Consider the following 12,106-nt stretch of genomic DNA (forward strand, 5'->3'; position numbering starts at 1 on the left):
ATATCCCCCTCTTCTTTCGTGTTATGAATGTTTATGAAGTTCATATATTAGATAGAAAGACTACAGAGAGAAAGGCGGCCTGGTTATGGAGCCGGCAGCACAGGATTGCCACCAACCTATTGTACAAATCAAGGATGTATCCTTTCATTACCGCGAGCAACAGGTGATCAAGGATCTCAATTTCACCATAAAAGAGCGGGACTTCGTAGGTATTGTCGGGTCGAATGGGGCAGGCAAAACGACGCTGCTCCGCATGATCGTTGGATTGCTGCCTGCCGCCGAAGGTTCTATCGAACTGTTCGGTCAGCCGATCCGTAAGTTTCAGGACTGGGAGCGAATCGGGTACGTTCCGCAGAAAAATTCGTTTAATCCGCTGTTCCCGGCCACTGTGCGTGAAGTTGTCATGTCCGGGCTATATAATCGGAAGAAAATGTTTCGCCGTTTGAACCGCCTGGACCACCAGAAATGTGAGGACGCGCTGGAAGTGATGCGCATTCAGGATATTGCCGATAAGCGGATCGGGGCTCTGTCAGGGGGACAGCAGCAGCGCGTGTTTCTCGCTCGGGCGCTCATCAATCGTCCGGATCTGCTCATACTGGACGAGCCTACGATCGGCATTGATGCCGAGACCCAGGCCGGATTCTTTGAACTGATTACCCATATGCATGCCCATCATCACATGACGTTTTTGATGGTCACCCATGATTTGGACATGGTCAAAGACTACCTGGGAGAATCGCCGGTATCGCAGAACGGGAAAATTCAGTTTTTTGTAAGGCATTCTCATGAAATCGAAAACTGCGCGGAAGTGGATTTGCAGCATTCGCTCGTATAATGGTATAGAAACAAGCTTTTTGAAGCAGGAGAAGGGGACGTTATCATTGCTTGATATTTTGTTTAGCGATTTTTTTCAGCGGGCGCTGATCGGAGGGATTCTGATCGGCATTACAGCCCCGCTTATCGGGATATTCCTCGTGCTGCGCAGGCTGTCCATGATCGGCGATACGTTGTCGCACGTTACGATTGCGGGTGTGGCGCTCGGATTTTTGATCGAAGTATATCCGCTTGCCGCTGGACTTGTGTTCGCGGTGCTGGCCTCATTTGCGATTGAGAAGCTGCGAAAGGCATATAAAAGTTATGCCGAGCTGTCAATCGCCATTATTATGTCTGGCGGCGTTGCGCTTGCTTCGCTGTTTTTTACCCTGGGAATGGGCTATAATACGGATGTTATGAGTTATTTGTTCGGCAGCATCTACACGCTGGATTCCACGGATATTTATATGGTGGGCGGTGTAACCATCGTTGTCATTGCGGTTGTGGTGATGTTCTTTAAAGAGTTCTTCCTGCTCAGCTTCGAGGAGGATGCCGCCAGTGTCAGCGGACTGCCTGTCAAATGGATGAACATGATCATTACGGTACTGACGGCCCTTGTCGTAAGCACCGCCATCAAAATTGTGGGCGCACTTCTGGTATCCGCATTGTTAGTGATTCCGGTAGCGATCAGTTTACTGCTGGCAAGAAGCTTCCGAAGCTCTATCGTATTATCGGTCATCATCTCCGAAATTGCCGTAATCGGGGGATTGATGCTTGCGGGCGTATTTAATCTGGCACCCGGCGCGACCATCGTGCTGCTGCTGATCAGCCTGCTTATCATTACGCTTGTCGGCAAAAAGGGCTTTACGACATAAGGGGGTTCTGAAATAAAATGGCTGATATTAATATCGGCATCGCGTTTGCTGCCGGTTTTGCTTCTTTTATATCTCCATGCTGTTTACCGCTGTACCCGTCCTACTTATCGATTATTACAGGCATGTCGGTTAATGACTTGAAGAACGATCAGAACCGCAAGGAGGTCCGATTCCGGACCATGACGCATACACTTGCGTTCATCCTTGGGTTTTCTGCTGTTTATTATACCCTCGGTTGGGGGGCTGGCCTGTTCGGGGAGTTCTTCACGGAATATCAAGACTTGATCCGTCAGCTGTCTGCGCTGCTGATCATCGTGATGGGACTTATGCTCATTGGCATTTTCCAGCCCAAGTTTTTAATGAAGGACCGGAAATTCAATTTTAAATCCAAACCGACCGGATACATAGGAACATTTCTGTTTGGCATCGGGTTTGCTGCAGGCTGGTCGCCATGCGTCGGCCCGATTTTAACGGCCATCATCGCGCTGGCAGCTTCCGATCCGGGAACCTGGTTCCCGTTGATTACCTCGTACTCCCTGGGTTTTGCAGTGCCTTTTTTCATCCTGGCTTTTTTCATCGGCTCGACCCGCTGGATTCTCAAGTATTCAAGCACGCTGATGAAGGTCGGCGGCGTCTTGATGATATTGATGGGGGTTCTGCTCTTTACAGATCAAATGTACAAAATTACGATTTGGCTGCAAGGCATTACGCCGGAGTGGCTTAAATTCTAGAATCGATCGGAAGACTGGTTCAATTCATAAGTCATTATTGACATAGGATTGGGCCAGGACTTGCCAACCGGTCTCCAAAACATGTATCATTACTAGTGCAGGTAAAACAGTGTTTTGCACGGGTTATGTAATTATAGAAAAGAGGGAATAAGATGCCGACACCTAGCATGGAGGATTATTTGGAGCGCATCTACAAGTTGATCGACGAAAAAGGATATGCGCGCGTTTCGGATATTGCCGAAGGCTTGGAGGTTCACCCCTCATCCGTCACGAAGATGATTCAAAAGCTGGACAAAGACGAATATTTGATCTATGAAAAATATCGCGGTTTGGTTCTGACCAGCAAAGGCAAAAAAATGGGCAAACGGCTCATGGAACGTCATCATTTGCTTGAGGAATTCCTTGAGATGATAGGTGTACAGGATGAAAATATTTATAGGGATGTTGAAGGAATCGAGCATCATTTAAGCTGGGATTCCATTACGAGAATTGAGACGCTTGTGGAGTATTTCAAGCGCGATGAGAATCGACTTCAGGATTTGCGTGACGTTCATAACGAATTAGTCAACGAATCGTAATGTGGCATCTGTCCGCTTGTGACAGATGCTTTTTTAAACTGAACCGTCATATTTCTAGTGTTATATTAATAAGTTAGATTACCTGCAAATTTCATATTTTCGGAGGATTAATAGAAATGAAGCTTCGTAGATGGTTGTTGGTGCTGATTATGTTACTATTGTGTCTCCCGTCGGTGGTCCCAACTGCGCAAGCGAAGGCAGCTCCTATCCGTATTCAGTTGGACGGCGTAACCTTAAACAGTGACGTATCTCCTTACATATTGCCGAAGGTTAATGTAACCATGGTTCCTACGCGGATTATCAGTGAAGGCCTGGGCGCTTCGGTAGCTTGGAATCAGAAGTTAAAGACCGTAACGATCGGGCTGGACGGCTCGAATCTGCAATTGACATCCGGCAGTAAAACCGCGCTTGTGAACGGCTCATCCGTAGCACTTGATGCATCGGTTGAAATTAAGAGCGGCCGGGTTATGGTTCCGCTGCGGTTTGTCAGCGAGAACCTGGGTGTGCAAGTCGAATGGAACCAAGCGGCACAGCGTATCTCGCTGACCACAGGCACGGACGTTGTTCTTCCACCACTGGTATCCAATGGGGATGAAGTCAGAGGGGCCTGGATATCCACCGTGTTTAATCTGGATTGGCCGAAAACAAAGACCAGTGCTGAACAGCAAAAGGCATCTTACATCGCCTTGCTGGATTCGCTCCAGGAAGTCGGCATCAATACCGTGTACGTGCAGGTACGTCCGGCTGGCGATGCATTATATCCGTCCACTATGGTGCCATGGTCCAAAGTGCTGACAGGCATTCAAGGAGCAGATCCGGGGTATGATCCGGTAGCTTTCATGGTGGAGGAAACGCATAAGCGGAATATGGAGTTCCACGCATGGTTTAATCCTTTCCGGGCCAATACCGATATTTTGACGGCATCGCTTGATCCATCCCATGTTGCGCTCAGCCACCCGGATTGGATCGTGAACACAGGCAAGCAGCTGTACATCAATCCAGGGATCCCGGAAGCTCGTCAGCATATCATCGATACCATTATGGAGGTCGTGAACGGATACGATATTGACGGTATTCACCTGGATGATTACTTCTACCCATCGAATACGGTCTTCAAAGATGATGCGGCATACCGCCAATACAATCAAGGTGCTTACGCAAACCTCGCAGATTGGCGTCGCGGAAACATCAATGCATTTGTGCAATCGCTCGGTGAGAGCATTCACCGTGTGAAACCGGACGTTGAATACGGAATCAGTCCTTTCGGCGTATGGCGTAACCAGTCCATGGATAAGACGGGATCGGATACGAAAGCCGGCGTGACGGCTTATGACAGCATGTATGCTGATGTGAGGGCCTGGATCCAGAACGGCTGGATCGATTACGTGGCTCCGCAAATCTATTGGAGCATGAGTAATCCGGCCGCCGACTATGATAAGCTGGTGGACTGGTGGGCCGGCGAAGTACAAGGAACCGGCGTAGATCTCCTGATCGGGCATGCCCCCTACAAATTGGGAACCAGCGAAATCGGTTGGCAGAGCGCATCGGAGATCATCAATCAATTGAAGTACAATCAGAATTATGCCGAGGTTAAAGGCAGCATTTTCTTTAGAGCAGAGAATATTTTAAGTAATCCGTTAGGCATTAAAGATCAATTGCAATCATATTATAGATAAATCGGCACGTCCCATAGGTATGAAACATCCCCCGCGCTCATACATAGTCATTAGACCATGTGAGGCGGGGGATTTTATATGCAAATTAATGCGGTATTTGAAGGTGGGGGAGTGAAGGGGATCTCGCTTGCCGGGGCTGTCAAGGCGGCGGAGAATGCCGGCATGGAATTCAGCCGTGTTGCCGGAACGTCCTCCGGTTCGATCGTGGCATCCGTGCTGGCAGCAGGCTACCGGGCAGACGAGATCAAGCGCATTATTGAGGAGACGCCCTTTCATTCGTTTCTCCAGCGAGCGCCGATTTTTAATACGAAGTTTATCGGTCCCGCCTTGCGGGTGTTGATTAAGAAAGGGTTGTATTCCGGAGAAGCCCTGGAGAACTGGATTCGGGAAATCCTGCTTGCCAAAGGGATATTTACGTTCTCGGACATCCCGGCAGGCAAGCTGTATATCGTGGCTTCGGACATTACGAATGGAAGGCTGCTGGTGCTTCCGGATGACCTTCGCCAATATGGCATAAACCCTGCGACATTTCCCGTGGCCAAGGCTGTGCGCATGAGCTGCAGCATTCCGTATTTTTTCGATCCCGTCATTCTTCGCTTATTGGGCAGGGCCGCCAAAGGCAAGTCGTTCGGCGAACAATTTGTATACATTGTGGATGGGGGACTGCTCAGCAACTTTCCGTTATGGCTCTTTGATCGCGAGTCGAAGGGGGGACCTAAGCCGCTGCCAGTGCTTGGCTTCCAGATGGTCGGGAAGAATAGTAACTTGCCCCATTTGATTGATGGCCCGATCGGCATGTTAACCGCCATGTTTGAGACGATGCTTTCCGCTCACGATGAACGTTATATTGAACAGCAAAACCGGAATCGAACGATTAAAATTCCGACGCTTGGCATTGGTACCACTCATTTTAATCTGACCAAGGAGGAAAGCGAGAATTTATACAATTCGGGGTTAACGGCGGGTACGATGTTTTTCGCCCGCTGGAAATCCGAACATTAAAAAACCGTCCGGCCGGCATGAGTTTGCACGGTTGGACGGTTTTCTTCTTAGTGATATTTAGGAACATCATCGGATGGGTCCGGTTTTCCTTTTTGCCCATCGATAACCTGAAACGGGTACTGTTTACGTTTTGCAGCTGGATTGCTCTTCCGTGCGGTGCTATGTTTAGCCGCCAGCTTAGCTGCCGTTCGCTTGGAAGGTTTCACCTTAGGCCGCTTGTTAAAACGACGAGGCGGGAACTTATAGAGCACATACACGACAGCTACAATAATGAGTGGAATCATAATATTCATTCTTGATCCAGGATCTAACAGGAATACCAGTAGCCCTATGGCGGCTAACGTGATCGCCGTCCAAAAAATGATCGCATGCCTTCTCATGGATTATCACCCTTTCGCGGGATCCAGCACACTTCCTGTCACAGATTGGTGAACTGTAACATTCTCGTATTGAGCATCTAACTCACGCATTCTGTTAAAGGATGCGATGGATACTTCAACTTGATCATCAGTAGGTTCCTTCGTCGTTAAAAGCTGCAGCCACAGACCGGGATATCCGAGGAAACGGAGTACCGGCATGTCTCGCATGGCATTGGTAAGTTTGAGGAACTCAAAGGAAACGCCAAGCACGACCGGAAGAAGCGCGATTCTTTGAATGACCCGCTGCGTCATGGTATCCCATGGCACCACCGAGTAGACGACAACGCCGAGAACAATGGTCAGCATCATGAAGCTGCTGCCGCAGCGATAATGCAGTCGCGTATATTTCTGAACATTCTTCACCGTCAGCTCTTCACCGGCTTCAAATGCGCTGATGACTTTGTGTTCGGCACCGTGGTACTGGAACAGTCTTTTAATGACAGGTGTCTGGGAGATGGCCCATAAATACACGAGCAGCAGTATTAATTTAATGACGCCTTCAATCAGGTTATGCACAATATAGTGATCAAATGTATCGCCAAAAAAGAAATCCTCTACAAAAACAGGAACGAGTGTAAACAGCAGCTTACCGAATACGAAGGAAAGCACGCTGACGGCGGCCACACCGATGATCATGCTTAGACTCCAGCCGGAGTCTTCTTTCTCCTTCTGTTTTTCACGTTCTTCCGGCTCTAGGGTATCGTCAGCATAAGCATCCGCAGAGTAATTCAAATGTTTGGAACCTTTAATTGTAGAATCTATGAGACTGACGATGCCGCGAAGAAGCGGAATCTTCCGCAGCTTTCGAACCCAAGCCTTGTCTTCGCGAGGCACCTCGAGAAACTTGATTTCGTTATTTTTACGCCGCACGGCCGTCACATTCACATGCTTGCCGCCGAACATAACGCCTTCGATTACAGCTTGGCCTCCATAGCTGATCGGGGTTGACTTATCGGACAACCAGTTCACCCTCCCTGACATGTTTTTCGTTCTATGAACTATTGTATCGAATTTTGAAAGTAATTTCTAGTTGGATTAGGGCAGGGGAAGAAGAGCATACTACGTTCAGAGATGAAATGGAGTAACAGCGGGCATTCGATAATTGAAAAAGAGGAGAATCAATAGATGCATGAACATCAATTTCGCAAGCAGAACCAAGTCACCAATCCGTTTACGTTTGCCCTGGAGCTGGGCTATTTTGCAGGTCTGATCTGGGGGGCCGTGCTTTGGATATTTTACTGGCTAAAATTCACGAAGGTGCTGCCAGGCTTTTTGCTGGAGCCGTTCTTCAAGCATGAGTTCCTGACGACGACAGCAGGCCAAATTGCCGGTTGGCTGTCCTTTATCGCGTTTTCCGTCATCGCTTCCCTCATATATGTCACCTTGTTCAGGAAGCTGAGGGGCCCATGGCCCGGGATTGCATACGGAATCGTATGGTGGGCGGTGCTGTTCGTCGCGCTCAATCCATGGCTTCGGCTGACGGATCCGGTGAAGAAGCTGCCTTGGGATACAAACATCTCTGAGGTTTGTATTTTTATATTATGGGGACTATTTATCGGTTATACGACTGCGCAGGAATTCACCGATGAGAAACTGCGCGAACCGAAGAAGGTGACGGGCTAGCCAAGAAAAACTTCTCAACCCTATCCCGCCTATGGTAAAATAGCTTTTGGTTATTTGACGAAAAGGTGGGAAGCCCTATGAAATCCATATGGGTGATAAACGGACCGAACTTAAACCTGCTCGGCTTCCGTGAACCGGGCATTTACGGTTCACTCAGCCTGCAGGCGATCGAAGATAATTTGCGTAAACAGGCGGAACTCGCCGGTATCGGTATTACCTTCTATCAGTCTAATCATGAGGGTGCTATCATCGACCGTATTCATGAAGCTATTGGACAGGCGGACGGCATACTTCTTAACCCGGGAGCACTGACTCACTACAGCTATGCTGTACGTGATGCCATCAGTTCTACCCGTATTCCGACAGTGGAAGTTCACCTATCGAACATTCATGCCAGGGAGGAATTTCGTCATACCTCCGTCATCGCACCTGTTGCTGTCGGACAAATCGCGGGTTTTGGCGCAGCGAGTTACACACTGGGCTTGTCGGCCCTTTTGCAAGTCCTGAACGACCAAGAAGGATAGCTAATCCGATCAGATATTAGAAAGCTTTAACCGAGAGGTTGCTTTTTGTTATCAGAAGAATTACAGCTAACCGTAACTGGCTGCTTAGAAATACGTCGAAGATGTTTTTCTTGTGCCGGCTTGGACATGGGTGAGAGGAGAGGTTAGAATGAGTAACAAACGAGTGGTTAAACTGCGCGAGAAACTTCAGACTAGAGGCTTAACAGCCATGCTGGTGGCAAGCCCGATCAACCGCAGATATTTGACAGGCTTTACCGGGTCTGCCGGCTATGTGCTGATTACCCGGGATCATGCCTATCTGCTGACTGATTTCCGTTATATGACTCAAGCTCCACAGCAAGCCGTCGGCTTTCAGGTGGTTGAGCATGGTCCGAAGGTTATGGAGACGGTCAAGGAATTGCTATCTTCCGAGGGAATAACATCGCTTGGATTTGAACAGGACCATGTTACATACGGCGTATTTTCGACCTATTCGGAACAGCTCGCGCCAATTAGCCTGGTGCCGGTTTCAGGTCTTGTAGAGGATCTGCGCATATTCAAGGATGCGGAAGAATTGAGCATTATGCAGCGGGCTGCCGATTTGGCTGATCAGACGTTCAGCCATGTGCTGACGATTCTGGCTGCCGGAAAAACGGAGCGAGAAATCGATCTGGAGATGGAAATGTTCATGCGCAAGCATGGCGCAACCGCGTCTTCCTTTGATACCATTGTCGCTTCCGGCGAGCGTTCGGCTCTTCCGCACGGCGTTGCCAGCGAGCGAGTGATTCAAGGGAACGAATTCGTTACGTTTGATTTCGGTGCGCTGCTTGACGGATACTGCTCCGATCTCACCAGAACCGTTGCGCTCGGAAGTCCTGATCCTAAGCTGAAGGAGATCTATGATATCGTGCTGGAAGCGCAGCTACATGCACTGGATCATATTAAACCTGGCATGACAGGACGCGAGGCAGACGCCTTAACCCGTGATATTATTACCCGTTATGGATACGGGGAATACTTTGGTCACAGCACCGGGCATGGATTGGGTATGGAGGTTCACGAATCTCCAAGACTGTCCAAGCTGAGTGATGATGTGCTGCAGCCGGGCATGGTGGTAACGGTGGAGCCGGGCATATACTTGCCTGGGCTTGGCGGTGTCCGTATTGAAGATGATATCGTGATTACGGAATCGGGTATTCATATACTAACAAGCTCGTCCAAAGACTACACTGTGCTTTAGGAGACTGTTCAAAAAGCTAGCTTTTTGAACTTGTACTTTAGGAAAATTGTGTACTATATTAATTAGACCGCATCCTTAGGAGGGAATCTTAGTGATTTCAGTAAACGATTTTAAGACAGGTTTGACCGTAGAAGTAGATGGCGATATATTCACCGTTTTGGATTTTCAGCACGTTAAACCTGGTAAAGGCGCAGCTTTCGTTCGTTCCAAATTGAAAAACCTTCGCAACGGCAACACCGTCGAGAAAACGTTCCGTGCAGGCGAAACGATTGGCCGCGCCATCATCGACAACCGTGGGGTTCAGTATCTCTATGCCAGCGGTCAAGAGCATGTCTTCATGGACAACGAAACTTACGATCAATTCAGCTTGACGAGTGAGCAGCTGGAGTGGGAGCTTAACTTCCTGAGAGAGAACATGAACGTTAACATCATCAGCTACCAAGGCGAGATCCTCGGGATCAACCTGCCTAACAGCGTGGAGCTGAAGGTCGTTGAAACCGAGCCGGGAATCAAAGGCAACACGGCTACGGGCGCAACGAAGAATGCGAAAGTGGAAACCGGCCTGAATGTACAAGTACCGCTGTTCATTAACGAAGACGATGTGCTTCTGATCGATACACGCGAAGGTAAATACATCTCCCGTGCATAGTAGGCTTTAAAACGGGACCCTTCAACGATTGACGGGTGCCAATATCTTCTAAACAACGAGGACTCCTGTACGTAAGTACGGGAGTCTTTTTGGCGATGGGCAAAAGCCGGTGCCATAAACCTGACTCCTTTTTGCCTTGAAAAGCCTTGACGGGATGACTCACTTTCGTATTATACTGTTTTAAAGTGAGAAACCACCTGAATGCTGTTACATACTGATATTAGTGGGGAGTGAAAGAAGCATTGTCACTGTACGTCATGAAATTCGGAGGCAGCTCTGTAGGGGATACAGAACGTATGAAGCGTGTTGCCAGAAGAATTGTAGAGAAACAAGATGAAGGTCATCAATGTGTAGTCGTGGTGTCTGCTATGGGGGATACAACAGACGATTTGATTGACCAGGCAAAGCTGTTGAACGAGAATCCACCGGCACGGGAAATGGATATGCTGATGACCACGGGAGAGCAGATATCCATATCGCTGCTATCCATGGCTATTCACGGTCTCGGACGCAAGGCAAAGTCTCTTACCGGCTGGCAGGCGGGGTTCCGTACGGAAGCGGTGCATGGCAAAGCCCGTATCACGGATATTATGCCTGAACGCGTGTTTAAAGCGCTTGATGAAGGGAATGTCGTCATTGTAGCGGGATTCCAGGGAATGTCGGAAGACGGAGAGATTACAACGCTTGGACGCGGGGGATCAGATACCACGGCGGTTGCTCTTGCGGCTGCCATTCAAGCGGATGTATGTGAAATATATACGGATGTGGACGGGATTTACTCCACGGATCCGCGGGTTGTCAAATGTGCGCGGAAGTTGAAGGAGATTTCCTATGACGAGATGCTGGAGCTAGCCAATCTTGGTGCAGCTGTTCTTCACCCGCGCGCGGTTGAGTATGCGAAGCATAATCAAGTGAAGCTTGTCGTCAGATCCAGCTTTAATCATAACGAGGGTACGGTTGTTAAGGAGGAAGCAAGCATGGAACAAGGTGTGGTTGTCAGCGGAATTGCATTTGACAAGAATGTGGCAAGAATCAGTATTCTGGGCGTTTCCGATACGCCGGGCGTTTTGGCTCAAGTGTTCGGTGAGCTTGCGAAAGAAGCGATTGATGTTGATATTATCGTACAGAGCGGTGTCCAGAACGGCGAAGCAGACTTTTCCTTTACCGTTTCCTTGGCCGATCGGGAGCGTGCGTTGTCGGTTATCGAACAAATCCGCGGCAAGATTCCGTATCGTGACGTTACCTCGGAAGATCATCTGGTGAAAGTATCGATTGTTGGTGCCGGAATGGTCAGCCATCCGGGTGTGGCGGCGCAAATGTTTGATGTCATCTCCCGGCAAGGGGTCAGCATCAAGATGGTCAGCACGTCCGAGATCAAAGTATCCTGTGTCATTGAAGGAACCAATCTGGAAGGTGTCGTACAAGCGCTTCATACCGCGTACGGACTGGATACGGATCAGCAGGCTTCCGTTGGCGGACCGCAGGTGCGTCGATAACCTGTTTTTAATGGAATAATTTATGCAATCATATCGATATTAAATAGAGTTAATCCCGGTCCATATCGACCGGGATTTTTTGCGTTGTCCGAAAGATTCAAAGTTCGCTTCTATGAAATTGAAAAAATAGAGATAAAACGAGAGTGGCTCGCATATTTTTAAACATCACACTTGTGAACAAGGAAGAAGGAGGATATAGAGCATGCTGGACAAGTTTGTCGCTAGTATGGCCACGCTTCGTTTTTTCTCCGGCAGTCTCGAGATTGTGGCGGCCATCATCATGCTGCGCCTGAACCAGGTCGATAAAGCGCTGGCTGTGAATTCCGCTCTGGCTTTTATGGGCCCGCTGATCTTGATTCTGACAACAACGATCGGACTCGTGGGAATGGCGGATAAATTGTCGTGGGGGAAGATCGGCTGGATTTTGTGCGGCGTTTCCTGTCTCTTATACGGCGTTTTAAAAAAATGATAGATTCGCTGCATATTTTTCAGGTACAAGCA

The 12,106-nt window shown here is 48.8% G+C and carries 14 protein-coding genes; 12 read left to right on the forward strand and 2 right to left on the reverse strand.

Annotation, left to right across the window (positions count from 1 at the left end):
• The first annotated feature begins 85 nt into the window (after window positions 1-85).
• From MKX98_RS11110 to MKX98_RS11135, 6 genes are all read left to right on the forward strand, one after another.
• Window positions 86-835, forward strand: coding sequence for a metal ABC transporter ATP-binding protein (locus MKX98_RS11110; RefSeq protein WP_071223831.1), 750 nt, complete (start codon window positions 86-88; stop codon window positions 833-835).
• Between the two features lie 46 nt (window positions 836-881).
• A complete protein-coding gene (locus MKX98_RS11115) occupies window positions 882-1,688 on the forward strand; it encodes a metal ABC transporter permease (RefSeq protein WP_194545121.1) in 807 nt (268 codons plus the stop codon).
• Between the two features lie 17 nt (window positions 1,689-1,705).
• Window positions 1,706-2,419 carry a cytochrome c biogenesis protein CcdA gene (locus MKX98_RS11120; RefSeq protein WP_194541856.1) on the forward strand — a complete coding sequence of 238 codons (714 nt, stop codon included), beginning with the start codon at window positions 1,706-1,708 and terminating at the stop codon, window positions 2,417-2,419.
• A 152-nt stretch (window positions 2,420-2,571) separates the two neighbouring features.
• The gene (gene mntR / locus MKX98_RS11125) at window positions 2,572-2,997 is read left to right on the forward strand and encodes a transcriptional regulator MntR (RefSeq protein ID WP_009591262.1); all 426 of its coding nucleotides are present in this window, start codon (window positions 2,572-2,574) and stop codon (window positions 2,995-2,997) included.
• A gap of 116 nt (window positions 2,998-3,113) precedes the next feature.
• Window positions 3,114-4,673 carry a family 10 glycosylhydrolase gene (locus MKX98_RS11130; protein WP_339222997.1) on the forward strand — a complete coding sequence of 520 codons (1,560 nt, stop codon included), beginning with the start codon at window positions 3,114-3,116 and terminating at the stop codon, window positions 4,671-4,673.
• Between the two features lie 78 nt (window positions 4,674-4,751).
• Window positions 4,752-5,675: a patatin-like phospholipase family protein gene (locus MKX98_RS11135; RefSeq protein ID WP_071223835.1), complete on the forward strand. Its 924-nt coding sequence runs from the start codon at window positions 4,752-4,754 to the stop codon at window positions 5,673-5,675.
• Window positions 5,676-5,722: 47 nt separating this feature from the next.
• Here MKX98_RS11135 and MKX98_RS11140 read toward each other — a convergent pair whose 3' ends face one another.
• Complete coding sequence (locus MKX98_RS11140; protein WP_071223836.1) at window positions 5,723-6,055, reverse strand: hypothetical protein; 333 nt, start codon at window positions 6,053-6,055, stop codon at window positions 5,723-5,725.
• 6 nt (window positions 6,056-6,061) lie between these two features.
• Complete coding sequence (locus MKX98_RS11145; RefSeq protein ID WP_220685918.1) at window positions 6,062-7,054, reverse strand: DUF1385 domain-containing protein; 993 nt, start codon at window positions 7,052-7,054, stop codon at window positions 6,062-6,064.
• Window positions 7,055-7,219: 165 nt separating this feature from the next.
• Here MKX98_RS11145 and MKX98_RS11150 point away from each other — a divergent pair, with 165 nt between their 5' ends.
• From MKX98_RS11150 to MKX98_RS11175, 6 genes are all read left to right on the forward strand, one after another.
• Complete coding sequence (locus MKX98_RS11150) at window positions 7,220-7,717, forward strand: YqhR family membrane protein (protein WP_194541860.1); 498 nt, start codon at window positions 7,220-7,222, stop codon at window positions 7,715-7,717.
• Between the two features lie 77 nt (window positions 7,718-7,794).
• Window positions 7,795-8,241: a type II 3-dehydroquinate dehydratase gene (gene aroQ / locus MKX98_RS11155; protein WP_339223000.1), complete on the forward strand. Its 447-nt coding sequence runs from the start codon at window positions 7,795-7,797 to the stop codon at window positions 8,239-8,241.
• A gap of 148 nt (window positions 8,242-8,389) precedes the next feature.
• Entirely contained in the window at window positions 8,390-9,460 is a 1,071-nt protein-coding gene (locus tag MKX98_RS11160; RefSeq protein WP_194541862.1) for a Xaa-Pro peptidase family protein, read from the forward strand.
• Between the two features lie 91 nt (window positions 9,461-9,551).
• Entirely contained in the window at window positions 9,552-10,109 is a 558-nt protein-coding gene (gene efp, locus MKX98_RS11165; RefSeq protein ID WP_009591242.1) for an elongation factor P, read from the forward strand.
• 242 nt (window positions 10,110-10,351) lie between these two features.
• Window positions 10,352-11,605 carry an aspartate kinase gene (locus MKX98_RS11170; protein ID WP_071223842.1) on the forward strand — a complete coding sequence of 418 codons (1,254 nt, stop codon included), beginning with the start codon at window positions 10,352-10,354 and terminating at the stop codon, window positions 11,603-11,605.
• 202 nt (window positions 11,606-11,807) lie between these two features.
• Window positions 11,808-12,074: a YqhV family protein gene (locus MKX98_RS11175; RefSeq protein WP_071223843.1), complete on the forward strand. Its 267-nt coding sequence runs from the start codon at window positions 11,808-11,810 to the stop codon at window positions 12,072-12,074.
• The last annotated feature ends 32 nt before the right edge of the window (window positions 12,075-12,106 follow it).

Source organism: Paenibacillus sp. FSL W7-1332 (assembly GCF_037969785.1).
Classification (GTDB): domain Bacteria; phylum Bacillota; class Bacilli; order Paenibacillales; family Paenibacillaceae; genus Paenibacillus_AQ.

Bases quoted from the DNA above. Each gene is read 5' to 3' on its own strand.
- MKX98_RS11175 (WP_071223843.1), top strand. From the start codon at position 11,808: ATGCTGGACAAGTTTGTCGCTAGTATGGCCACGCTTCGTTTTTTCTCC.
- MKX98_RS11120 (WP_194541856.1), top strand. From the start codon at position 1,706: ATGGCTGATATTAATATCGGCATCGCGTTTGCTGCCGGTTTTGCTTCT.
- aroQ (WP_339223000.1), top strand. From the start codon at position 7,795: ATGAAATCCATATGGGTGATAAACGGACCGAACTTAAACCTGCTCGGC.
- MKX98_RS11130 (WP_339222997.1), top strand. From the start codon at position 3,114: ATGAAGCTTCGTAGATGGTTGTTGGTGCTGATTATGTTACTATTGTGT.
- MKX98_RS11160 (WP_194541862.1), top strand. From the start codon at position 8,390: ATGAGTAACAAACGAGTGGTTAAACTGCGCGAGAAACTTCAGACTAGA.
- mntR (WP_009591262.1), top strand. From the start codon at position 2,572: ATGCCGACACCTAGCATGGAGGATTATTTGGAGCGCATCTACAAGTTG.
- MKX98_RS11135 (WP_071223835.1), top strand. From the start codon at position 4,752: ATGCAAATTAATGCGGTATTTGAAGGTGGGGGAGTGAAGGGGATCTCG.
- MKX98_RS11150 (WP_194541860.1), top strand. From the start codon at position 7,220: ATGCATGAACATCAATTTCGCAAGCAGAACCAAGTCACCAATCCGTTT.
- MKX98_RS11110 (WP_071223831.1), top strand. From the start codon at position 86: ATGGAGCCGGCAGCACAGGATTGCCACCAACCTATTGTACAAATCAAG.
- MKX98_RS11140 (WP_071223836.1), bottom strand. From the start codon at position 6,055: ATGAGAAGGCATGCGATCATTTTTTGGACGGCGATCACGTTAGCCGCC.